The organism is Methylobacterium sp. 1A, from assembly GCF_058072805.1.
Window position 1 is genome coordinate 202,171 of record NZ_JBYQVE010000003.1, and the last position, 21,517, is coordinate 223,687.

Consider the following 21,517-nt stretch of genomic DNA (forward strand, 5'->3'; position numbering starts at 1 on the left):
GCGGGGCGGAAGACATGCTGTGATGCCCTCGATGCAGCTTCGAGGCACTATCTATAGCGTGGCTGCAAGCTGAGCCGCATCCCCTGTTCCAGGGACGCCGGAGGCTTATGGGACTGGATTTTAGCTTGGCCCCGTCGCCCGATCTGATCATCGGGCTGGCGAGGCTTGGTGCCTTTTCTGATGGGCAGGCGATCACACCATTGCATGACCGGGACGAAGTTCGCCACGCGCTTCAGAACAAAACAGGCCACCCCCGAAGGAGTGGCCCGAGTCTAGGGAGGAAACGCCCAAGAAGGGCTACAACTCGGCGACGCTGGCGCTATCGCTCTGCTGCACCGCAATAACGAGTGCTGCGCTGCGTTGTTCCGTCCCGCTGAGCTGCTCGATGCCTGAGCCCCACCGGCCCAGCCTATGATTGGGGGGCCATCCGGACCGGGCCGATGGGTGTCCCTTGGGAGGACAGCCTATGGTGCAATGCGGCGAACAAAGGGTCAAATTTTGGTTCAACGAGGCGGGCTTCACGACGTTTAAGGCGAGCCTGCGTTTCGACCGCGCGATATGCGGGAACTGGCAAGGTGCCGATGCGGCCGCTCGCCGGGCCCTCGCGCGCGCAAGCTGCGCCATCGTGGTAAACGAGTGGTCAACGGGTCCTACTCTGTTCCCATATGCCCGTGACGGAGGGGCTGACCCACCTGACGTTCTCGATCATCCGCCTAGCTATGTTCGCGCCCCGTTCTATCTGCTCACCGTGCGGGCGGAGCGGCAGAATGGCGAGACGGGGGGTCTTCGTGCGGGCCGAGGAGGTCGCCTTCCTGGAGGAGGCGCGGCGCTGGCGGCAGCGATGCGTCTTGGTCCTCACGAGGGCCAAGCCGCAGGGCCCGCTCTACAACGCGACCTCGAAGGTGATCGACGCGATCGACGACGTTGCCGAGGTGGTGACCGGCGACCGGCGGACCTTCTACCAGAGGGATGCGACCACACCGGGCGAGAACCTACCGCCCATGAAGTGGCGCACGGTGGAGTAGAGCAGCGTCGGCTCCGCCTACGTCCGTACGGAGGCTGGCCGGCTAGGCGAGCCGCGACGAGGGTGCTTACTGGGCTTCCGGTAGGGCGTGACGCGCGGGGCCCGCTCGACTGGCGCCGTGACCTCAACATCAGCGAACCGAGCATCAAACCGGCGTGCTGAGATCCACGCGACCGCGAGTCCGACAAGGCCGAAAGCGACCCCGAAGGCGGGCAGTCCGTAGCTGATCCAGAGGTTCGGGTCGGTCACGATCAATCCTCGCTGCGCAGGAAGCGGTAGGCTGCGAGAGCCACGAAGAATAGGATGAGGAAGGCCGCAGGACCAGCCCACCAGGAGTGCAGGGCGGGGGATGGGCTGCCGGGCGCTTGGCCGAAGTTCGGGATGATCGTCGCCGCGGTTACAGGGAGGCGCATGGACCACGCGGGGGCTGATGCGGGCCATGGAGGACGGCGAGATCACCGTGGCCGAGTTCGCTCGGCTGCAGCCTATCGCCAGCGAGCGCGAGTTGCGCCTTGCCGAGATCGCGCACGAGCTGCGCAGCGGGGAGCTGTTCGCCCTGGCTCATGCGGATGAGTACCCCGTGGCGTCGGACGAGGACGCACTGGCTCTTCGCACTCCGGATCCTGTTCTCGCGGCCATCGCCGCCAGCCAGAGCGCCGAGGCTGCGATGACGGACTTTGCTGCAACCGTTACCGGTCGCTGCCTGACGGATGCCGAGCGGATCCAAGAGGATGCCATCGAGCAGGATCAGCGGGCCACCCGCGCGGCGGTCTGGGCCACCGTGCCGACCACTGCCGAGGGCCGTGCCGCGCTCGTCCAGAATGCGGCTTTCCAGGCGGAACTCACCTTCGGCGCCGACTGGCGAGCCAAGGCCAAGCAGGAGTTCTGTGGCGACTTCCTCTTGGCTTCGCTCGCCGCAGTCGAGGCCGAGACGGAGAACGAAGGGGCCTGACCCCTCCACCTCCTTGCGTACCGCGTCCCGCACCGGCCGGGCCTGCCGGCGGACTACCGGTCCCACCAACAACAACCGAGACACCCATGAGCAAAATTGTCCCGTTCCCGCCCCACGGCCGTCAGAAGCTGCCCGCCGCCCATCCGATCCCGCGTGAGGAGTTCGAGCGCCTTGCCGAACTGGCGCTCGATATCGTCGACCGCATCGTGTCCATTCTGGACGAAGGCGACGGCGATCCAGACCGCGAGGACGGCGGTGACGCGGAGCCGAGCCTCGGAGCGCCGGAGAACCATCACGGCAGCCAAGTCGTCTGGCTTCGCGGCTCCGACCGCGACCTTGAGGCATAGCCGTGCCGACGGGACTTCCGCGCCGCCTTCCGACCCCCTGGGGAGGGGTCTGGCTGACCCTCCTCTTGGCGCCCTTCCACTGGCATGGCGCCCGCCGCCGTGCCGCAGCTCGGCGCATGGTCCGGATCGGGCCGGACCGTGGGCTTGCCCGATAGGAGCGGGCCGCGCGGCGATGGCTGGCCTGTAGCGCCAGGATCGCCACTTTCCTCGACGCACCCGAGCCGCCGCAGGCCCTGCGCCTGCGTGCATCGCTCGAGGATCCGCGGTCGGGCGATCCCGCCGCCTGATCCGACATCAACCCGCCGAACCGGAACAACGCCTCGTGCCACGCGCGCGAGCGACGGCCGGCGGCTGTCTCACGCCTACCGAGAGGAGCCTACCATGCACGCGACCGTCACCCGCCGGAGCCTCGGCGCTTTCCTCGGGCTGGGCCTACCCGCGCCGGCCATGGCCCTGCCGTCGCCGGATCCCATCTTTTCGGCGATCGAGACGCACCGAGAGGTGGCGCGGGAGGAGGCCTCCGCGGTTTCCGCCTTGGCGCACGCCTCTCGCCTCGGGCTCAGCTGCACGGGCGAACTGCGCGCCGAGATGAGGCGGCTGCGCAAGCTGCGGCATAGCAAGCGCCAGGAGCTTCGACGCACGACCCCGACCACGGCCACCGGCTTCCGAGCACTGGCCGCCTATCACGCGAGCCTCGTCCCGGACCCGGATCCCGACGATGTAGCCGGGCAGTGTCAGCGGGATATGGAAGCCGCCTGCGCTAGGGCGACGACCTAAGTTCCTCTCAGGGGTACGCGTCTCGTGCGTACCCTACAGGCCTTCACGGATTTCGACCGCGGGGTAAGAGTTGCCACGGTGTCGAACGCAAAAGGCGAGGTCGGTTCGGGAGCAGCGGTATGTTGCCGCCGATCTGCACCCGCCATGGGAGCACCCGGCCACGACTTGGCTAGATGGGGTTCGCCTCTCTTCGATAGGGTCTGGGATAATGCTCTTTGATTTCTCCTGGATACATGGGGGTTGACCCTTTGCCCGCGGCTTGGACTGACCCTCTGTCCGGGTGGGGGACCGATGGATTGGCCCTTCCCCGGTCAGATGCTCTGCCCAGCTATCGAACTGACCGTCTGCCCAGGCTTGGCTCCCGGCTCGGAGATCGTCCGGGGTCAGTCGGATCCCGGGACGGGACCTGAAGCCCTGCATGCCCATTCGCTGCCGGACGGCGTGATACGGGATGCCGCGCTTCGGGTGCTCCTCATTCATCACGTTTCCAGCCGACCCAGCTTTAGGTTCGATAGGGTGGTCCTCGCGCTCGGGCGCCGCCGCGGCGGGGACGGCCGCGCTGATCGTCGCGTCGGCGACTAGGCTTGGAGCGGGCGCTGGCTCTGGGGTGGGCTGCGGCGTCTTAAGGACCTCTGCGGGCGTCGGCACGACGCTCTTGGCTTTGACCTCGCCACAGTTGCGAGCCGCATTCTCTGCCGCCCGTCGCCGCGGGTCGACACCCTTCGGAACCCCTCCGCGCCGCGCACGAGGTTCCTGCAGTTCGATCTCGGCGTTGAGCACCGGATAGATCACCCCATGGGCTTCCCCCGGATCGGCTCCTCTCTGCGGAGGATGTGACCGCCGATCTCAAGCTCCGACAGGCCCTGCTTGATGCTGGAGGTGCTGACGGCGGCCGACTTCGCCATCGTGGATTTGGTCTGCCAGCACCCCCCTGTGGTCGCGTTGAAGGCGAAGCTCAGGACCACCGCAGTGCGGAGCGCGCCGCATGACATCCGCTTGTCGGGGGCGACATTCAGGAGCCAAGCCTCCATCATCGCGGGCTACTTCCCGGGCGCCCACGTAAGGGGCGTGCGCAAGCCTTTCTCCAACATCGACCCATCCTCCGGGACCGAACGTCGGTCCGGTGAGCCTGTACAGAAAAGCGACGAAAAACCCTGAGGGCGGACGAGTTGGTACCGAGGAAAGGCTGCCGAGGGGCAGCGGTCGACCCGAGCCGAAGCGATCCTGTGAGAATTCTCGCGGCGGTAGATGGGCCGAGCTATGCGGTGAGGGTCTATGGGCGGTCGGTCTGGCGAACGCTCAGGCTACGTAGCTGAAACATTAAGACAGACCGTTTCCCTCGTTTGGAGGACGCGCGCCGGGTGTTGTCGCTCTACCCAGGTGCCATCGTGGAAATGGGCCCTGGCGCAGCGCCGGACTGAGCTCGCTGCCCATAGCTCGTGAGGCCTGCCATGAGCCTGCGCATCGCCATTCTTGCTCCTGTTCTGGCCTGGGTAGCGCTACCGCACGCCGTCTATGCCTGCGGCGATAGCGAGGCAGGCCTGTCCTGCGATGATGCCGGTACGGGTATCGAAGCGAGCGCCAAGTGGCTTCTGACGCGCGCCAGCAAGGCGGTAAGCTCCGATCAGGCGAAGGCGCTCGATGCGTTCAGCAAAGGCGCTGATGGCTTCCGCACAGCGGAGACTTACGTCTTCTGTGTTGGTCCGGATGGAGTGATGAACGCCCACCCAAACCCGATCCTAAGAGGGCAGGATGTGCGGGACCTGCACGATCGGACCGGCAACCACTTCATCCGAACGATGATGGACACGGCTAAGCCTGGGCAGATCTCGGTGATCCGCTACCTGTTCCCCAAGCCCGGGAGCACGGTCGAAGAACCCAAGACGACCTATTACACCAAGGCCGGCGATCAGACCTGCGCGGTCGGTGTCTACGATGCCGATATCGCTGCACCGATCAGCGCGACGCCCGAGGCGCGGGTGGCAAACCTGAGGGCAAAGCTCGACGCCGAGATCCCGGCTGCCGCACGACCGGACTGGATCGCCTTCCTCGAGGCCTTGAACGCGCAAGGCGAGGCGACGACGGCAGCGATCTCCGAGGCTCGACGCAACTTGACCGCAGCTGCGACCGCCCTCCCTCCGGCCAAATCGAAGGCAGCTGCCGCCGAATAGTGCGGTTCGACGAGGAGTGAGCTTTGGCGCTGATCAACCTCATACCGCTGGCCGAGACGGCGGTGTTCACGTTCGGCTGCGCCGTGCTGAGGACACGCTGGTTTGATCCTGAGCGGATTGGACTCGTCCTGTCGACTGTCGCGGTCCTGCTCGTGGCGGGGCTGCTGGTCGTTGAGACATCCAAAAGCACCAGCATCGACACGGACGCTCTCGATCCCGCTATGACGTGGCCGGGCCTGTCGAAGCAATAGCTCTCCAGCGGACGAGCTCGCCCGTTAGCGCGCTCGTGTCCTGTGTGGCGGCGCACAAAACCCGGCGAACGATTGGCAGAGTATGCCGTTGAGAGGTCACAGTCGGCCAAGCACAGCCGCCGCGATCAAGACCGCCAGACCGACGATCTTCCTCACGCGACACGACTTACCGGATGGCTTCCTTGTGAAGTCAAACGAACCCGCATGGAGATCGTCATGAAGCTGCATCTGCTCGCCGCGGCCGCTCTGGTTGCCGTTGCCACCCCCGCCTTGGCGCAGGGCATCGACAGCAAGCACAGCCCCTACCCGGCTTCAGCCTACTCGGGCTACGTCGGCAATGCCTCTGTGGTCCTGCCAGAGATCTCGGTGACTCACTACCGTGCGGCCCCCGCCTATCGGTACTCGGGCCAGCACGCCGGTGGCCCGGCCGACGCCTTAGCCCGCTGACGGACGACACGACTGCGTCGTCCTTAAAGTGAGGCGTGACGCAGCCCCAAGACACGGCGGAAGCCTGAGTCATGGTGTGGAGGCGCACCTTGGCACACATTCAGGGCGACTTATGCACGCTACGAGGCCCTGCGGCAGTTGTGCGCTGCACCGTGCAGGCTTAGGTCGACCACGTGAGATCGCGATGGCGTCGCGGTTTCGCAGCCCTTCCCAAGGGCGTTTCCTCCCAAGACTTCGGGCCGCTCCGTCGGGAGTGGCCTTTTTTCTGTCCGGGGAGCGCTACGTATTCGACGGATCAACGGTGATCAAGCAGGATGCTGCTTATCTGACCTAGCCCGGCATTTTCGTGCCGTCACCAAGAGAAGAACGAGTCCAGTCCTGGCATCAGGAAAGCCAGCGTTGCAGCGGCTCCTACCACCCCCGCGACCATCACCACAAACTCCACGCTCCACCTCCAAAACGATTGTGGGCAATCAACCATCTGGAGTCGGCGAAGTTTCTCAGGACACCGTTCACCATCTGATGAACCGATCCAGGCCGGGAAGGGCTGCGATCGTGAGGGCGATGGCGCAGACCGCCGCCACGAGCATGATGACTAGGGGAAGAGACAAAGCTACGTGGCTCCCAGCTTGTTTCGGGGTCAACAAACCGAGCATGAGTTCTGTGCTGTGCGACAGAATGGCTCCGCCCTTAGGACAGAAGCCATCACTCAGCACTGCAATCGATCGAGGCCTAAACAGGACTATGGGCCATCAAACAAATTGCCGGCAGCTTCTCTCGAGTCGCCGTATGCCGTGAAGCTGATGCTGATCACGGCTGCTACCGTGGCTGCTCACAGAGGCGACCCTCATTGTACAGAAGGGGGCTAAGACTGTTCAGCAAGTCGGCCTCTGCGATCTCAGACGGGAGGGCGATGTTGCCGAAGACGCCACTCCATGATTGCGGAGCGGCGTCTCATTCAACAATTTAGAAAGCCGCAGATGGCTACTCGGCCGCCTCAACCTCCGCGTCATCACCGTCTAGGATCGTTTCCAGATCGCCCACCAGTGCGTCGAGCTGGTCGGCTGTCGCCTTGAGCTTCAGCTTGGTGCCGTCCTGGGCCTCAATCGCGATCTCGATGTGATCGTCGACCTTGGCGGCCAGCGCCTGCTTCACCGTGTAGGTCGTCACGTCAGCCTTGTCCGCCATGCTGTCTCCTGGGTTGGCTCCCGACCAACCCGAGGCGCGCCGTATCGGTGCTGCGGCAGAACCCCGCGTCTTGGCCTTTCTACGGACCTTGGCTGGGCAACCGCGTGCTAGAGCGTTTTCGGTTTGGGCTGAGTCGGGTTGGTAGGGTTCACGCGGCGCTGGGAGGCTGATTCACTCAGGCCGGTCGACAGCCGGAGTGATGCATGGGCCGCCCCTACAGCTTGGACCTGCGCGAGCGGGTGGTGACCGCGGCTGCGGCGACCTCGCGCCGTCAGGCGGCCGCCCGCTTCGGGGTCGGCCAAGCAACCGCGATCCGCTGGATGGCGGCGCTCGCCGCGACTGGGACGGTGGCCGCCCGGCCGCAGGGGCGTGCCCGCCGCTCCAAGCTCGACCCGTACGAGACGTTCCTGCGTACGCTGATCGACGAGACGGTCGACATCACCCTGGAGGAGATGCGCGCCCGGTTGCAGGACGAGCATGGCCTCACCGTCGGGCTCGGCACGTTGTGGGCCTTCCTCGACGCGCGCGACCTGACGTACAAAAAAAGACGGCCCACGCCGCAGAGCAGGATCGGCCGGACGTGAAGGCCGCCCGGGAAGCGTGGTTCGAGAGCCAGCCCGATCTCGACCCGGACCGGCTGGTGTTCCTCGACGAGACGTGGACCGCCACCAACATGGCCCGCACCCGCGGGCGCTGTCCCCGCGGCCAGCGGCTGCGCTCCCCCGTCCCGCACGGTCATTGGAAGACCACGACCCTGGTGGCGGGCCTGCGCCTGTCCGGGATCGCCGCGCCGTTCGTGCTCGACGGGCCGATCAACCGCGACGCCTTCCAAGTCTACGTCGATCAGGTCCTGGTGCCCGAACTCGCACCCGGGGACATCGTGATCATGGACAATCTCGGCAGCCACAAAGGCCCGGCCGTGCGCGCGGCGATCGAGGCGGCGGGCGCGCGGCTCCTGTTCCTCCCGCCCTACTCGCCGGACTTCAATCCGATCGAGATGGCGTTCTCGAAGTTGAAGGCGGGGCTGCGCAAGGCCGCGGCGCGCACGCGCGAAGGGCTCTGGACCACAATCGGGCGGCTCGTCGATGCCGTTACGCCCGACGAGGCCGCAAACTTCTTCGTCGCGGCAGGATACGACCCCGATTAAACCGAAACCGCTCTAGGCTGTTGAGGCAGAGGCCTTGACCCTGACCCTGCACTAACTTTGAACTCGGACCACCGCGTGGGGGCTGGTCAGGGCTCTTTCGAACATTTGAGTTGGTGGTCTCTATAATGACTACGAAGGGCAAAATCGTGAATGCGAATATTGATTTATAGTTGCGTGGCCCAATGCCCCATTTGGCGCACTCTCGGAGCAACGCATCTTTAGTCATTGCAAGTCGACGACCGTTAGGGCAGTCCCATCCTCACCGTTTCAAGAAAAAGGCGACTGCATCGTTTACGGCTTCCGGTAAAACGCTTATATGCGTTCTCTCGGGGATCAATCGGAACTGACTTGTCAATCCGGGAATGCGTGAGAGGCGGTCCGCCATCTCTCGCGATAGTTCAACCGTTCGTGCCGCTTTCAGGCGCTTCATGCGTGCTTCGCGATCCGGCGCATCCCGCTGAAACGGCGCGAGTTCCTCCTCGTAGGCCCCCGCCAAAAGAAGCACATGCGCACGAACGGGTGCCCCGCTTTCGAGCCCGGCAATGCTCTTCAGCAGCACAAGATCCTCCCAGTAAATAGAAGGACTGACCGCAATCCAATGGGAGAAGGCCGTCGGCGCGTTGGCAAGGGCATAGAGGACAAAGAGCCCGCCGAATGAATGGCCGAAGAGGGCTTGCCGGGTGGAGTCAACCGGGCAACGCCGCTCGATCGCGGGCCTAAGCTCGGTTAAGACGAAATGTAGAAACTGTTGGGCGCCACCTGTTCGGAGGGCGGGACCGCCAGGCTTGTACGGCGGGTAGGACTGCCCCGGCGGCGGCGTGTAGTCCCAGGAGCGACGTACGCCGTCATAGGCTTCATCCCCGGGATACCCGATCCCGACAATCGCAAACCGTGATTCAACCCCGGTCGCATCCGGGTATGGTGCCTGCACGCGCTCAATGTCGGTCGCAGTGGCCATCACCGCGTTGCCGTCCAGTAGGTAAAGGACAGGCCAGCCAGTGGTTGGTGCATCTCCGGGCGGGACGTAGAGTGTGATCCGCCACGGCGCCTGTCCGTCCCTGCTGCCGAGGTCAAAGGTGACCGTGCGGGCAAGCCGGGCCGGCTCGTCTGCGCCCGCGCTAGCGAAGCGCGGCAGGAACATCGGCCAAATCGCCGCCGGAAGACACATCGCTGCTCGGCGTGAGACGAGGGTACTCACTTGACGTGCCTCACGGCGGCCTCCAGCCAGGCAGGGGCGGACGCCCCGGTGGCTGGCGCGACGTTTACCACCGGTAGATCAGGCTGCCGAGGATCCGACCCGGCTCGTTGCGGTTGCAGAACCCAAACGAGCAGCTCGTGTAGTTGCGGTTGAAGATGTTATAGCCGTTGATCTGGGCACGGAAGCCCTTGTACTTCGGGTCAATAGCCCCGAAATCGTAGGCTATTAACGCGTCGTACAGCGTGACGGCCGTGTTGCGCACCGTGTTGGCATCGTCCGCGAAGCTCGTACCGATAAAGCGGATGCCGCCGCCGAACTGAACGCCGCGCATGGGCGATGACGGCGGGAAGGCATAGGTGAGGAACGAGGCGTAGGTGTCGCCGGGGATGCCGGAGACGCGGTTCCCATTGGTCGAGACGACGTTTCCACTCGGATCGAAGCCTGTCCCGTTGATGAAGCGTATGTCGACGTGCGAGTAGGCGATCGTCAGGTTCGTGCCCGGCGCGAGGTTGGCGGTAGCCTCCGCCTCGAAGCCAGTGGAGCGCACCGCGCCGGTGGCGGCTTGGAAAGCGATGTTGCCCGAGTCCGTGCGCAGAATGCTCGACTGGACGATGTCGAAGCCCGCGAACGCGACTTGGATGTTGGTGCCGGGGATCAGGTACTTCACCCCCGCCTCGATCTGGTCACCGGTGGCTGGCTTGAACGCCTGCCCGTTCCGGTCCGTGCCGACCTGCGGCGTGAAGGTGGTGGCGTAGCTCGCGTAGGGCACGAGGCCAGGTGCCAGGATGTAGCCCAACCCGACGCGGCCGGTGAACGCCGAGTTGTCCTGGCGCGAAACCGCGCTGCTTGGCGTGGCGAAGCTGTCTTGGAAGGTCTGGTCGTAGCGCCCGTTAAGCGTCAGGATAAAATTGCCGAGCTTGGCTTGGTCCTGCAGGTAGATACCGACTTGGTCCTGCGTCTGGCGCGTCGCCGCCGCGAGGGGCGGCGTCGCGATGAACTGTTGGCCATAGTTCCGGGTGATGAGGTTGAGGTCCGGGGCGGGGCCGAAGCCGAAGCGTTGGCTCAGGCTGTACCGCGCGTAGTCGACGCCCCCGACCACGGTGTGGGCGATCGGTCCGGTTGCGAAGCGGGCTTCCAACTGGTTGTCCAGGGTTTGCTGCATCAGGCCCGAGCGGATGTAGCCGGTGCTCCGCGTGCCGATCGTGTTCGCTGCGTTGATGCTGTCGATGCTCGTGTAAGCCGCATCGACGAACGAGCCGTAGTTCCGAAAGTTCTGGCGGAACACGAGGTCGGGCGTGAAGAGGTGCTCGAACGCGTAGCCGACCCGGAACTGGGTCTGATTGAGGCCGTCGAAGGCCGGGTCGCCCAGGTAGTACGGACTCACCCGGAAGCCCGGATAGTTATAGAAGAATGAGGTGGTTGGGTTTTTATTGGTCTGGAACTCGCTCAGGAACGTGAGTGTGGTATCGGCCGACGGTTTCCAAGTGAGCGCCGGGGCGAGATAGAGCCGGTCGTTGTTGGTGCCCAGCCCGATGAAGGTGCCACCCTCGCGCCTCATGCCGGTCATGCGGAAGGCCAAGGTGCCATCAGTGCCGTCGACTGGGCCGCCGAAGTCGAAGTTGCCCTGCGCGGTACCGAAGCTGCCGCCCTGGAGCCACATCTCGCGAAAGGGCGTGAAGACCGGTCGCTTCGTGGTCGCGTCGAGAATGCCACCAGGCGAGCCCAGCCCGTAGAGGCCGGAGGCGGGCCCGCGCAGGACGGTCACCGCCTCCAAGCCGTAGGGCTCGAGCCGCGGGTAGTTGAAGCCGCTTCCGATCACCCGCAGGCCGTCGCGGTAGATGCCCTGGTTGGTGAGCACGTCGAAGCCGCGGATGAAGATCTGGTCGAAGCGCGGGTCGAAGCCCTGCGTGGCGACCGAGACGCCGGGGATGTACTGGACCGCCTCGGCGAAGCCCTGAACGTTGCGGTCGTTGAGCTGTTCGCGGGTGACGACGGAGATGGCTTGCGGGACCTCGATGACGGGGGTGTTGGTCTTGGTCCCGGCGGTGACGACGCGAGCGGTGTAGCCGGTGATGCCAGAGGGACCGCCACCGCCGCCGCTGGTGGCGGCCGTGCCGCCGTCGCCGCCGCTGAGGTTGACCCCACCGGAGCCCGTCGGTCCGGGAGCTGAGTTGCCGGGTCTTGCTGCCTCGACCGAGAGTTCGTTGAGCTGGACGGTCCCGTCCTGCGCCGCTACGGGGCCGGCGAGGGCGGTTGTGGCGAGAAGGATAGCGAGGAGCGAAGAGCGGTGGGACATAGATCACGCTGACACGCGCCCGAGCGGCGCATTGCCAGTGTGATCACCGTTCACGGCTCGTTGAACAAGCCGAAAACGTGTTCCAAAACACACACTTACAACAGTTCAAATCTGGAAGAATTCCAAGCTGCGCTTTGCGCCCGTCTGCTTACCACCCCCGTGCCGAAGTTGCTGGATGAAAGATGAACGACCGCTTTGGAGAACTGCTGACGGTGGTTCAAGCGGCTGGGTTGGGTCGGATGCGGAATGATCGGACAGGGTGGATTTCTGCCGGTCCGCTTCCGAGCGTCTCAGGCATCGAAGAAGACGTTGCCGCTCCCTCCGTAAACGGCCCCTCAGCACACTCCACTTGCGGTCCTCCAAGTCCGGACGTAACGTCTATCCGGCCTCAGGATAGGCCAACGGTCCGCGTGAAGGGCTTAGCCCATTCGGAATCCTTGATCATGACCTGACTTCCTGCCCAGCAACGCGGACGATGGGCGCTGAGGAAGGAAGGATTCCATGGCCGAAGCCGTCTTATCGCACGCCATTCAAAGGCATACGCTCCCAGAGCGTCCGAACCTTGAGTATCTTCGCAACGAAGCGAAGGCGCGGCTTAAGACGCTGCGTGTGTCAGATCCAACTGCGCAGTTGTCGAAAGCTCAAAAGGAGGTTGCCCGCAAATACGGGTTCTCTAGCTGGCGCCGACTGCGGGCAGAGGTTCAGAAGCTAACGGGTCAAACGAGCGCAGAAAGTACTGCCGATAAGGTTGAACGCCTAGCCGCGGAACAGGCGCTCCCTCGCAAAGCGCGGCCCATCGATCCCACAACGCTGGGTCAATTTATCGGCTTCTACCAATTGGCTCCCAAGAGTATCTTGACCATTGAGCGCGACGAAGATGGACTTATGTCAAGGCTGACGGGCCAAACATTCTATTCCTTGCTTGCGGAAAGTCCGACGAAGTTCTTTTATAGAAATTCGCTTATTAAGGCGCAGCTTAGTTTTGAAAGAGACGACATTGGCGCGGTGATCTCATTAGAGCTTCACCAAAACGGCATTGAACAATCCGCACCGCGCATCAGCCGTGAAAAGGCAGCTGCAGTCGAGCAATCCATCGAAGCACGAAAGGCTACGAACGAGCCAAGATCCGGTAGCGAGCAGGCGCTTCGTCGCATCATAAAAGCAACCCAACTTGGCGTTTCGGAACCTGATTTAATGGCTGCCGGCCTGGCACGAGCTTTCGAAGAGCAGATCCCAGATAACAAGCGAGCACTTAAAAGGTGGGGCGAGCTGAAATCCATCCAATTCAGGGGCATCTCGATGGCCGACGACTGCGACGTGTACAATGTTAAATTTGAGCAGGCCGAGACAGAATGGCGGCTTAGCTTGAACGATGCATCAAGGATCGAAATGGCTAGCTTTCGTATAGTACCATAACAATCAACGTCCGGGCGGCCGCTTTGTAGACTTGCCAGCGGCGGTCCGGACGGCTGGGGTCTGTCGCAAGCCGTAGGACCGCTTGGGTGGATTGCCGCCAGTCTGCTTCCGCTCGACATAGGGTGGAAGCGTACGTTCGTGTTTCCTCGCCGCCTGCTTCCACCGACCACCGACCGGCGTCGAATTCCAGCTGATGCTCGTGGCCAAGGGCATGACAACGCGTGCCGCGAGAGGGCTTCGTGCGGACCTCGATCACGGACCTCGGGCCGGACTTCGCGGCCCACGACCCCACCGATCATGCGGCTGGGCGCTGACGCCTCACGCTGTACCGCGGGCGTAATCCATGGCGTCGAGGTCGGCGATGAGGCCCCGGCCGTCAGGCTGCCAGCCGAGCCGGGACCGCGTCAACGCGCTCGACGCCGCCATGTCGGCCCCGGCAAACCCCGCCAACCATCCGAAATGCGCGGCGGCGGCATCAGGCGCGACGGAGGCCGCTGGGACGCCAAGGCCCCGGCCGACGGCTTCCGCGATGGCTCGAAGCGGGACGCCCTCCTCTGAGACGGCATGGTACCGGGCCCCCGCCTCGGCACGCTCCAGGGCCAGCACGTAGAGGCGGGCGACGTCGCGCCTTGGTCCCGCCGCCCAGCGGTTCGCCCCGTCGCCCACATAGGCGGAGACGCCCTTGGCTCGAGCATGGGCGACAAGATAGGTCACGAGGCCCTGCTTGACGGTGTCGTGCACTTGCGGGAGCCGCATCACCGACACGTTGACGCCCGCCTGCAGGAGCGCCTCACCCGCCTGTTCGGAGACGACACGGGGGTTCTGGTGGTCCCTGTCGAAGACGTCCTCGGTGGCCGTACGGCCGGACGACGGGCATCCCATCGCTACGCCGGACGTGATCAGCAGGGGCCGATCCGAGCCCTTCAGCGCGGAGCCAAGGGCATCGATGGCCCGCCGGTCCTTCTCGCAGTTAGCCACAAAGTCCGAAAAGTCGTCGTGATCGAATGCGGCATGGATCACGCCGTCGGCCCGGGCGGCCCCATCGTGTAGGCTGACCCGGTCCGTGAGGTCGCCCCGGTGCGGCTCGACCCCCGCCGTTCGGAGCGCCGCCGCGCCGGCCTCGGACCGGGTCAGCCCCAGGACCTGATGCCCGGAGGCAACGAGCTCCGGGATGAGCGCCGAGCCGATGAAGCCAGTAGCGCCCGTGAGGAATACGCTGTCAACGCCGAGTGCAGCGTCCTCAGATCCGCCGAAGGAAAAATCCTCACTTCAGCTTGATCAGCTGGGGCCAACCTCAGGATCGCGTCGCAGGGGCGGTCGACCTCGTCGCTTCGGGGCCGGTGGCGGTGTGATGAGCGCCTTCGAGCGCACGTGCTCAGGCACCAGATCAGCATGCTGACGCAGCCGGTAGCTCGCCCCTTCGATCTGCACCACGACAGCATGATGCAGCAGACGGTCGAGGAGCGCAGTGGCCACGACGGGATCGCCGAACACCTCGCCCCATTCGGCAAAGCCGCGGTTCGAGGTCAGGATCATGGCGCCGCGCTCGTAGCGTGCGTTGACGAGCTGGAAGAACAGGTTGCCCCCGCCAGGCACCACGGGCAGGTACCCTATCTCGTCCACGATCAGCAGGGCGAAGGCCGAGAGGAAGCGGATGCGCTCGCGCAACGTCCCCTCCCGCTCCGCCTTGGCCAGCGAGGCGATGATGTCGGCCAACGTCGCAAAGTAGACGCTGCGCCCCGCCTTGATCGCCTCCACACCCAACGCCACAGCCAAGTGGCTCTTTCCTGTGCCGGGTGGCCCCAGCAGGTGCACCGCCTCGCGGCGGTCGAGGAAGTCCAAACCCGCCAGCGCCAGGATGCGGTTGCGGTCGAGCGAGGGTTGGAAGGCGAAGTCGAAGCCGGCGAGCGTCTTCACGCTCGTGATGCGCGCGGTCATCAGCGCCATCTTCACCCGCCGGTTCTGGCGCAGCGTCAGCTCCTCGGACAGCAATACGTCGATGGCGTCGACCGCACCGATCTGTCCCTGCTCGATCCGGCGCAGGGTCTGGTCGAGAACTTCGAGCGCCCGGGCCATCTTCAGCCCGACGAGGTTGCGCCGGATCCGCTCCAGCGTCGAGGCGGGATCGAGCCCGTCCGTCATGGCTGGCCTCCCGCGGCGAGGCGGCGACCGACCGCCGCGTAGATCTCCAGTGAACGCCGCGCGACCTGCTCTCCGGCGCGGCCGATGATGAGGCTGCCCTCACGTGCCGGCCCCTGCGCACGCGGAGGAAGGCCCGACCCGCGACGGTGACCCGAGGCGACCTGGGTGCGCCGACGGCCCTCGATCACGGGGTGCACGGCGACCAAGCGCCCGGCATCGAAGATCTGGATCTCCTCGGCGAACTGGTGGACCTCGACGAGACGGCGCGTCCGGTCCGGCACGCTGTAGAAGTTGCCGCCCACGCTCACGAGACCCTCGTGCGTGACGCGCCGCTCCAGACGCAGCACCGCCCGGAACGGCACGAGCGGGAGCGGCTGCAGGCTAGGCCGCTCCTCGGCAAAGGCTTCCGCGACGACGCGCTGCGTGGTGCCATGCAGGCGCACGTTGGCGACCGTGGCGAGCCAGCCGCCGAGCTGGGCGTTCAGATCCTCGAGATCGCGGAAGCGACGGGCGAGGAAGAAGTCCTCGCGCACGTAGCGGAACGGCCGCTCCACCTTTCCTTTGGTCTTGGCCCGGTAGGGCCGGCAGGCGCGCGGCAGGAAGCCATAGTGGGCGGCCAGCGCCACGAGCGAGCGGTTGTAGACGATGTGGCCGTCCTCGCTCTCGCCGGTCACCGCGGTCTTCATGCGGTCGTAGAGGATCTCGCCGGGCACGCCGCCCAAGGCCGCGAAGGCGGCGATGTGGCAGCGCAGGACCGTCTGCAGGTCCTGGTGCAGGACGAAGCGTGCCCAGATGTGGCGAGAGTGGCCCAGCACCATCGAGAACAGCCAGACGATGCGGGTCACACCCGGCTCGTCGGCAAACGTGACCTCGAAGCGGGCGAAGTCGACCTGAGCTTGCTGGCCGGGCGGGGTCTCGAAGCGGACCTCGAAGGGAGCGGGTAGCGCCGGTCGAACGGTGCGCAGGTAATCGGTCACCGCGGTGTAGCCGCCCGTGTAGCCGCGCTCCCTGATCTCCCGCCACAGCCGGGAGCCAGTCAGCGCGGGATAGGCGGCGACGCGTTCGCGCAGATAGGCGATGAAGGGATCGAGCTGATGCTCGCGAGGTGGGCGCGGCTTGTAGGCGGGTGGCTCGAGGCCGCGGGCGATGTACTTGCGGACCGTCTTGCGGTCGAGGTTGAGCTGCCGGGCGATGGCAGTGACGGACAGGCCCTGGCGGTGCAGGTCCAGGATCATGACGAGTTCCCCGAGCTGGACCATCGCCAATGCTCCTCGTGCGCTCACGAGGGTTGATCATCGGCGAGGTGACGACGCCCGGCTGCCCGGATCTGCGCGCCCGCCTCAGCGGAGGCACGCGTAACTGGGGATTATTCAGTCGGCGCCTCCGCCCATCATTCATCCGGCGTCGACAGCTGACTGATGCCGAGCGCGAGCACCTGTTCATGCTGGGCCTCGGGCGCCCGCCGGAGGTCCGCTACGCGGTCGCCAAGAGGGTCACGCCCCGGCTGCAGCGACTGCTCGACACGCTGGAGACCAGCCCTGCACTGATCAAGACAGCCACCTGGGACGTCGTCGCGTGGAACCGTGCCTCGGCCGTCGTGCTGACCGATTGGAACACGGTCCCGCCGGGCGAGCGCAACATCCTTCGCCGCATGTTCGGCTCCGGTCAGGTTCGCGCGATCCAGCATGACTGGGACAGCGTGGCCCGCTACGTGGTCGCGGCGTTTCGTGCGGATGCGGCCCGCGCCGGTGCGGCGTCCGAGGTCGGCACGCTGGTCGAGGAACTGTGCCGGACGAGCGAGGACTTCGCGGCGCTGTGGCGCGAGAACGAGGTGCACCATCACGGCGAGGGGACGAAGCGGTTGAAGCACCCAATCCTCGGCGCCATCGAGCTTGAGTATTCCTCCTTCGCCGTCGACGGTCGCCCCGACCTCGGCCTGATCGTCTATAACCCCACCACGCCGTCCGTCAGGAAGCAGATCCGCAGGCTGGTCGATGGTCGGCCCGGCGACGGCACCCGCACAGACCCATCGCTGTAACCGCGCGGTCGGCATCGACGTTTGGAAGTCGCAGCAGCGCCGACCGCGTCGGTGGAGATCGTCCCGTCGTCCATCGTGGACGGGCTTCGCCTTCCCAGATGGCGTCCTGATCATGCGCAACGAATATCGCGTCTGCTTCGGAGCATCGACAAAGAGATGCTGAAGGGCCGAGTTGGGTCGCAAGCGGAATTACCGCTCGGGGTGGATTTCGGCCAGTCCGCTCTTGAGCGGCTCACGCATCGAAGCAGACGTCGCCGTTTGGCCTACGGCTTGCGAACCCCTGGCTGTCGTCAGTCATATTTGAGTGCAGTGGCCGTTCGACAGCCGGGCTCCAGCAGCCGCTACACCTTGGCGCGCAACTTCACTCCCGAGCAGAAAAAACACGCTGTTTTAATCCGATGTCTCGATTGGACTCGGAACCGACGGAGATCCGAGCAATTGGGCGCATGAGCCTATCTAGGAACCGTCAAATCTCGGCAAAGAGTTCTGCGTGTCGAATTTATTGGTTGTGCCAACTCTAATCGAAACAACTGCCCACATCGATAAGAAGCGTGCCTTCGAGTTCTGGCGCTACAGTGCGTTGGCTGGATTTGGTGATGTTGAACCAATAAGGCCTCGGGAGCCGTTCTCCGCCAAGCGTCTCACCGTAACAATTGGCGATTGTATACTTTTGCATACGGTCAGCAGTCCGGTTTCGTTAGAGATCAGGTCGCGCCACATCGACCGAAACGCGCAGGATATGGTGGTCATCCGGCTGGGCTTGGCTGGGCTCGGCTACCAGATGCAGCTCGATCGTGGAGGCCGCCTCGTTGCTGGTGATCTGAGCTTCCTAACAAGGAGCCGGCCTTTAGTGACAGGCACCCAGACCCCATACGAGGAGATCCGGCTTGCTGTGCCACGAGCAACCTTCGAAAGCCTAGTCGGCAGCGTCGACGCGTTGGCAGGCCACTCCATCAGCGAGCATCCTACGACAGCTGAAGCCCGGGCGAATTTTCAAAGACTGGCGTCGTCGCTGGGCTGGATGACAGAATGTGAAGCGCAGGCCGCGCTCGAAGGAACCTTGCACCTGATAGGCCGCGCCATTGATGCTTCCGCATCTTCACGGGAGAGACCTCTCCAGTACGCAACAATTGCCTCGCTGACCCAAGCGTATATCATCCGCCACCTTCGAGATCCCGAACTAGACCCAGCTGCTATTTCCATCGCTCTCGGGGTCTCTCGAACATCGTTGTATCGAGCTCTTGTAGAAACCGGCGGCATCGCAGCAGTAATCCGCGATGCGCGTCTTGATTTGGTGCAGCGGTCCTTGGCGGCGCCTGGGAATGAGAGGATGAAAATCTCTACAGTTGCCTATGCGTGCGGCTTCACTGACGTACCTACGTTCAATCGGAGTTTTAGGAGACGCTTTGGCTTGTCGCCTCGCGATTATCAGGCAGCGCACGGCGATGGCACTTGTGATGCGTCCTGAATTTTAGGGCGTATTGATTGGATGCTTTCAGGCAGAGCGCGACGCGCCGGGAACGGCTTTGTCGGGTCGGCAGCAGGCCCAAGCGGCTGCAGTTATGCCTGCAACTAATGCATGATCCGCGGCGACAGCAGGGCCGCCTTCGAAGCGGCTCTGCCGTAAACTTACAGAGTATGTGGTGCGGGTAATCTCGCGGTCTTTACCGCGCAGGTGCGGTGGTGCTCCCGCCAGCACCGACGTCAGGACGCGCGGTGCCGGTTCCGGGCACAGCTGCGGCGCCAGCTGCGGGTGAGCGTGTGCTGGTACCTGTCGTCTCTTCGGCCGCCTTTTGCCCTTCGCTCTTCACAGAACCCGGGTTATTCATGTTGCCCGTAGCGCTACCGCCGCCGGCTGGCTGCTGGGCATAGGCTGTTCCGGTCAGAGCAATGGCAAGCGCGGCAGCAAGGCCGTACATCTTCGTGCGCATAGGCGTTTCCTCAATGGTCCCGAGTTTGGGGCCGTACATCAACGCCACCCGCACACTCTTTGTTCGGTAAAAATAGCCGGTGATCGCCGCGAGTACGGGGCGTGAACCGCACCCCGTTTTGACCGGACAGGCGGCATAGCTCACGAAGGCATAGGCGTTGGCCTATGGGTAAGGCTATGTCATCCGATCCGACCGCCCCACCGGTGCACGGCGAGATCCTGACCGGCGTTCAGCGTCGACGGCGCTGGTCCACCACCGAGAAGATCCGCCTCGTCGAGGAGAGCCAGCAGCCCGGCTCGTCCGTGTCGTTCGTCGCCCGCCGCTACGGCATCTCGCCCAGCCTGCTGTTCTCGTGGAAGCGGCGCATGCTGGAGGGCGGCCATCAGGCCGTGCACGCCGACGAGGAGGTCGTCGGCACCAGCCGGGTTCGTGAGCTGGAGCGGCGCGTGCGCGACCTCGAACGTCTGCTCGGGCGCAAGACCATGGAGGTCGAGATCCTGAAGGAGGCGCTCGACCTCGCCCGCACAAAAAAACCGACCTCGCCGCTCAGCTCCTGGGGCGGTTCGACGGGCGGTTCGCGGTGAAGGCGGTCGCCGACACGCTCGGCGTGGCCCGCTCCCACCTGGCCGAGCGCCTGAGCCGCCCCGCCCAGCCGCGCGGTCCCTACCGCAAGCCTGAGGATGCGCAGCTGCTGCCGACGATCCGCGCGATCGTCGATGCCCGCCCGAGCTACGGCTATCGCCGCGTCACCGCACTGGTGAACCGGGCCCTGCGCTCGCGCGGCGAAGCGAGCGTCAATGCCAAGCGGGTGCTGCGCATCCTGCGGGCGAACGGGCTCACCCTCGCGCCGCACACCGCCCGGCGGCCCGGCCGCACCCACGACGGCACCGTGGTGGCGTTACGCTCGAACGTGCGCTGGTGCTCGGATCACCTCGAACTGCGCTGCCGGGACGGTGCGGTCGTCCGCGTGCTGTTTGCCATCGACGCGTGCGACCGTGAAATCATCGCGTGGTCGGCGACCACGACAGGCGTCTCGGCCGAGATGGTCTGCAACCTGATGATCGCCTGCTGCGAGCGCCGGTTCGGCGCGACGAAGACCCCGCACCCGGTCGAGTGGTTATCCGACAACGGCTCCGCCTACATCGCCAAGGAGACAGCGCAGACGGCCGCCGCGCTCGGCCTACGGCTGCTGTTCACCCCGGTGCGTTCGCCGCAGAGCAACGGCATCGCGGAGGCGTTCGTGAAGACGCTCAAGCGCGACTATGCCCGCCTTGCCATCTTGGCCGACGCCGAGACCGTGATGCGGCTTCTGCCGGCTTGGTTCGAGGACTACAACACGATCCACCCGCACTCCGGCCTGCGCATGCTCTCGCCCCGAGAGTACCTCAGCCGGACTGCCTAAACCCGCCCCGCTGCCTGTCCGGTCAAACAGGGTGCACTCCAGGGCGAGCTTAGGGACTAGCGATGTGAGTATCCGGTAGCAGGCACCTGTTGGCGGCCGCGGGCGTTGTCAGATTGAAGGTACCCTACCGAGTGTCCTGCTCGGTTTGGGTGGGTAAGTGGCCGTTAGCTTTTGCGGTGGAGCTGCTCCGAAGCAGACGGACCGGTTTCGGCCAGACTGCATCATGCCGGATCGTCAACGCGCGCAGAACCGGACGTTCGGCTTCGCGCCCATTGCGGTCATCGAGCCGGCCGTGACAACGCCTCGTAAGCGGACGTTACCGGATACGTGCGGACGCCTCACGGACGGACATTGTCGACCCTGGAAGTCATGTGTTTCGACATCGCCAAATCAGTGATGTCGCGGCACGGCTGGCTATGTTGCGGCGCCAGCCGCGGCATCGCGTGATGTCGACCGCCCCGGCGACGGGCACCTCCACCGCGAAGACCTTCGGCGCAGCTCCGTCGAAGAGCCAGAGAGTGCCGATCGCGAGCGGTTCTGGAATGGCGGCCGGCGGCAGAGCCTGGACCTCCCTCTCGATCACGCGCCCGTCGTCACCGGCCACCCGGAGCAGTCCGGGACGATGCGGGCCTCCGCCAGGGCGTAGGGGCAGTCGTCCGGTCGGGTCGGCGGGACGCGTCGGAGGTCGTGCCCATCCGGCGCAAGTCGCTGACGGCCAAGCTCGCCACATCGCGCCACTGGGGCTGGTCCAGCGGATGGATCGCCTCGGTCCGGCCGGGGCCGGGCGACA

The 21,517-nt window shown here is 64.9% G+C and carries 20 protein-coding genes and 1 pseudogene; 13 read left to right on the forward strand and 8 right to left on the reverse strand.

Annotated elements, in window-relative coordinates:
* Positions 1 to 767: 767 nt before the first annotated feature.
* Positions 768 to 1,025 (forward strand): hypothetical protein, encoded by a 258-nt coding sequence (locus ACX9MN_RS32525; RefSeq protein ID WP_482961355.1) that lies wholly within the window; start codon positions 768 to 770, stop codon positions 1,023 to 1,025.
* 250 nt (positions 1,026 to 1,275) lie between these two features.
* Here the strand turns inward: ACX9MN_RS32525 and ACX9MN_RS32530 are convergent, their stop codons facing one another.
* On the reverse strand, positions 1,276 to 1,437 hold the full coding sequence (locus ACX9MN_RS32530) for a hypothetical protein (RefSeq protein WP_489726459.1): 162 nt from the start codon (positions 1,435 to 1,437) through the stop codon (positions 1,276 to 1,278).
* 26 nt (positions 1,438 to 1,463) lie between these two features.
* On the opposite strand from ACX9MN_RS32530, the gene ACX9MN_RS32535 reads away from it, so the two are divergent.
* The 7 genes from ACX9MN_RS32535 (at position 1,464) to ACX9MN_RS32565 (ending at position 5,969) form a co-directional block, all read left to right on the forward strand.
* On the forward strand, positions 1,464 to 1,976 hold the full coding sequence (locus tag ACX9MN_RS32535; RefSeq protein ID WP_132368279.1) for a hypothetical protein: 513 nt from the start codon (positions 1,464 to 1,466) through the stop codon (positions 1,974 to 1,976).
* Between the two features lie 86 nt (positions 1,977 to 2,062).
* On the forward strand, positions 2,063 to 2,323 hold the full coding sequence (locus ACX9MN_RS32540; RefSeq protein ID WP_056530388.1) for a hypothetical protein: 261 nt from the start codon (positions 2,063 to 2,065) through the stop codon (positions 2,321 to 2,323).
* 381 nt (positions 2,324 to 2,704) lie between these two features.
* Positions 2,705 to 3,100 (forward strand): hypothetical protein, encoded by a 396-nt coding sequence (locus ACX9MN_RS32545; protein ID WP_132368280.1) that lies wholly within the window; start codon positions 2,705 to 2,707, stop codon positions 3,098 to 3,100.
* An 870-nt stretch (positions 3,101 to 3,970) separates the two neighbouring features.
* Positions 3,971 to 4,258: a hypothetical protein gene (locus tag ACX9MN_RS32550; RefSeq protein WP_132368281.1), complete on the forward strand. Its 288-nt coding sequence runs from the start codon at positions 3,971 to 3,973 to the stop codon at positions 4,256 to 4,258.
* 293 nt (positions 4,259 to 4,551) lie between these two features.
* Complete coding sequence (locus tag ACX9MN_RS32555) at positions 4,552 to 5,271, forward strand: cache domain-containing protein (protein ID WP_132368282.1); 720 nt, start codon at positions 4,552 to 4,554, stop codon at positions 5,269 to 5,271.
* Between the two features lie 23 nt (positions 5,272 to 5,294).
* The gene (locus ACX9MN_RS32560; protein ID WP_091928685.1) at positions 5,295 to 5,522 is read left to right on the forward strand and encodes a hypothetical protein; all 228 of its coding nucleotides are present in this window, start codon (positions 5,295 to 5,297) and stop codon (positions 5,520 to 5,522) included.
* A gap of 216 nt (positions 5,523 to 5,738) precedes the next feature.
* Entirely contained in the window at positions 5,739 to 5,969 is a 231-nt protein-coding gene (locus ACX9MN_RS32565) for a hypothetical protein (RefSeq protein ID WP_091928689.1), read from the forward strand.
* Between the two features lie 984 nt (positions 5,970 to 6,953).
* Here ACX9MN_RS32565 and ACX9MN_RS32570 read toward each other — a convergent pair.
* A complete protein-coding gene (locus ACX9MN_RS32570) occupies positions 6,954 to 7,157 on the reverse strand; it encodes a hypothetical protein (RefSeq protein ID WP_056530990.1) in 204 nt (67 codons plus the stop codon).
* Between the two features lie 203 nt (positions 7,158 to 7,360).
* Between ACX9MN_RS32570 and ACX9MN_RS32575 the strand changes: the two genes are divergently transcribed.
* Positions 7,361 to 8,304, forward strand: a protein-coding gene (locus tag ACX9MN_RS32575; protein WP_100250497.1) for an IS630 family transposase whose coding sequence is annotated in 2 segments (ribosomal slippage) — positions 7,361 to 7,697 and positions 7,697 to 8,304 — 945 coding nt in all. Because the reading frame shifts where the segments join, the coding sequence is not laid out codon by codon here.
* Between the two features lie 259 nt (positions 8,305 to 8,563).
* On the opposite strand, the gene ACX9MN_RS32580 is transcribed toward ACX9MN_RS32575, so the two are convergent.
* Positions 8,564 to 9,445, reverse strand: coding sequence for an alpha/beta hydrolase (locus ACX9MN_RS32580; protein WP_244527090.1), 882 nt, complete (start codon positions 9,443 to 9,445; stop codon positions 8,564 to 8,566).
* A 121-nt stretch (positions 9,446 to 9,566) separates the two neighbouring features.
* The gene (locus tag ACX9MN_RS32585; RefSeq protein ID WP_489726460.1) at positions 9,567 to 11,798 is read right to left on the reverse strand and encodes a TonB-dependent siderophore receptor; all 2,232 of its coding nucleotides are present in this window, start codon (positions 11,796 to 11,798) and stop codon (positions 9,567 to 9,569) included.
* Between the two features lie 501 nt (positions 11,799 to 12,299).
* Here ACX9MN_RS32585 and ACX9MN_RS32590 point away from each other — a divergent pair.
* The gene (locus ACX9MN_RS32590) at positions 12,300 to 13,214 is read left to right on the forward strand and encodes a DUF3471 domain-containing protein (protein WP_091683431.1); all 915 of its coding nucleotides are present in this window, start codon (positions 12,300 to 12,302) and stop codon (positions 13,212 to 13,214) included.
* Between the two features lie 318 nt (positions 13,215 to 13,532).
* On the opposite strand, the pseudogene ACX9MN_RS32595 reads toward ACX9MN_RS32590, so the two are convergent.
* The 3 genes and pseudogenes from ACX9MN_RS32595 to istA all read right to left on the reverse strand — a co-directional run.
* Positions 13,533 to 14,429: pseudogene (locus ACX9MN_RS32595) on the reverse strand (SDR family oxidoreductase); the annotation flags it as partial.
* A gap of 63 nt (positions 14,430 to 14,492) precedes the next feature.
* Positions 14,493 to 15,356 (reverse strand): IS21-like element helper ATPase IstB, encoded by an 864-nt coding sequence (istB, locus tag ACX9MN_RS32600; protein WP_489725688.1) that lies wholly within the window; start codon positions 15,354 to 15,356, stop codon positions 14,493 to 14,495.
* On the reverse strand, positions 15,353 to 16,615 hold the full coding sequence (gene istA / locus ACX9MN_RS32605; protein ID WP_489725687.1) for an IS21 family transposase: 1,263 nt from the start codon (positions 16,613 to 16,615) through the stop codon (positions 15,353 to 15,355). Before istA ends, istB begins: the two co-directional genes overlap by 4 nt.
* Before the next feature lie 5 nt (positions 16,616 to 16,620).
* Between istA and ACX9MN_RS32610 the strand changes: the two genes are divergently transcribed.
* From ACX9MN_RS32610 to ACX9MN_RS32620, 3 genes are all read left to right on the forward strand, one after another.
* Positions 16,621 to 17,394 carry an MmyB family transcriptional regulator gene (locus ACX9MN_RS32610; RefSeq protein WP_489726461.1) on the forward strand — a complete coding sequence of 258 codons (774 nt, stop codon included), beginning with the start codon at positions 16,621 to 16,623 and terminating at the stop codon, positions 17,392 to 17,394.
* Between the two features lie 490 nt (positions 17,395 to 17,884).
* Positions 17,885 to 18,862: a helix-turn-helix domain-containing protein gene (locus tag ACX9MN_RS32615; RefSeq protein WP_489726462.1), complete on the forward strand. Its 978-nt coding sequence runs from the start codon at positions 17,885 to 17,887 to the stop codon at positions 18,860 to 18,862.
* Between the two features lie 627 nt (positions 18,863 to 19,489).
* Positions 19,490 to 20,727 (forward strand): IS3 family transposase gene (locus ACX9MN_RS32620; RefSeq protein ID WP_489726463.1). Its coding sequence is split into 2 segments (ribosomal slippage): positions 19,490 to 19,850 and positions 19,850 to 20,727, totalling 1,239 coding nucleotides; the frame shifts between segments, so codons are not numbered across the junction.
* 367 nt (positions 20,728 to 21,094) lie between these two features.
* Here ACX9MN_RS32620 and ACX9MN_RS32625 read toward each other — a convergent pair.
* Positions 21,095 to 21,457 (reverse strand): allophanate hydrolase-related protein, encoded by a 363-nt coding sequence (locus ACX9MN_RS32625; protein WP_489726464.1) that lies wholly within the window; start codon positions 21,455 to 21,457, stop codon positions 21,095 to 21,097.
* Positions 21,458 to 21,517: the final 60 nt, after the last annotated feature.

Bases quoted from the DNA above. Each gene is read 5' to 3' on its own strand.
- ACX9MN_RS32535 (WP_132368279.1), top strand. From the start codon at position 1,464: ATGGAGGACGGCGAGATCACCGTGGCCGAGTTCGCTCGGCTGCAGCCT.
- ACX9MN_RS32545 (WP_132368280.1), top strand. From the start codon at position 2,705: ATGCACGCGACCGTCACCCGCCGGAGCCTCGGCGCTTTCCTCGGGCTG.
- ACX9MN_RS32565 (WP_091928689.1), top strand. From the start codon at position 5,739: ATGAAGCTGCATCTGCTCGCCGCGGCCGCTCTGGTTGCCGTTGCCACC.
- istB (WP_489725688.1), bottom strand. From the start codon at position 15,356: ATGACGGACGGGCTCGATCCCGCCTCGACGCTGGAGCGGATCCGGCGC.
- ACX9MN_RS32570 (WP_056530990.1), bottom strand. From the start codon at position 7,157: ATGGCGGACAAGGCTGACGTGACGACCTACACGGTGAAGCAGGCGCTG.
- ACX9MN_RS32550 (WP_132368281.1), top strand. From the start codon at position 3,971: ATGCTGGAGGTGCTGACGGCGGCCGACTTCGCCATCGTGGATTTGGTC.
- ACX9MN_RS32585 (WP_489726460.1), bottom strand. From the start codon at position 11,798: ATGTCCCACCGCTCTTCGCTCCTCGCTATCCTTCTCGCCACAACCGCC.
- ACX9MN_RS32555 (WP_132368282.1), top strand. From the start codon at position 4,552: ATGAGCCTGCGCATCGCCATTCTTGCTCCTGTTCTGGCCTGGGTAGCG.
- ACX9MN_RS32610 (WP_489726461.1), top strand. From the start codon at position 16,621: ATGCTCCTCGTGCGCTCACGAGGGTTGATCATCGGCGAGGTGACGACG.
- ACX9MN_RS32530 (WP_489726459.1), bottom strand. From the start codon at position 1,437: ATGCGCCTCCCTGTAACCGCGGCGACGATCATCCCGAACTTCGGCCAA.
- ACX9MN_RS32590 (WP_091683431.1), top strand. From the start codon at position 12,300: ATGGCCGAAGCCGTCTTATCGCACGCCATTCAAAGGCATACGCTCCCA.
- ACX9MN_RS32580 (WP_244527090.1), bottom strand. From the start codon at position 9,445: ATGTTCCTGCCGCGCTTCGCTAGCGCGGGCGCAGACGAGCCGGCCCGG.
- istA (WP_489725687.1), bottom strand. From the start codon at position 16,615: ATGGTCCAGCTCGGGGAACTCGTCATGATCCTGGACCTGCACCGCCAG.
- ACX9MN_RS32525 (WP_482961355.1), top strand. From the start codon at position 768: ATGGCGAGACGGGGGGTCTTCGTGCGGGCCGAGGAGGTCGCCTTCCTG.
- ACX9MN_RS32625 (WP_489726464.1), bottom strand. From the start codon at position 21,457: ATGTGGCGAGCTTGGCCGTCAGCGACTTGCGCCGGATGGGCACGACCT.
- ACX9MN_RS32540 (WP_056530388.1), top strand. From the start codon at position 2,063: ATGAGCAAAATTGTCCCGTTCCCGCCCCACGGCCGTCAGAAGCTGCCC.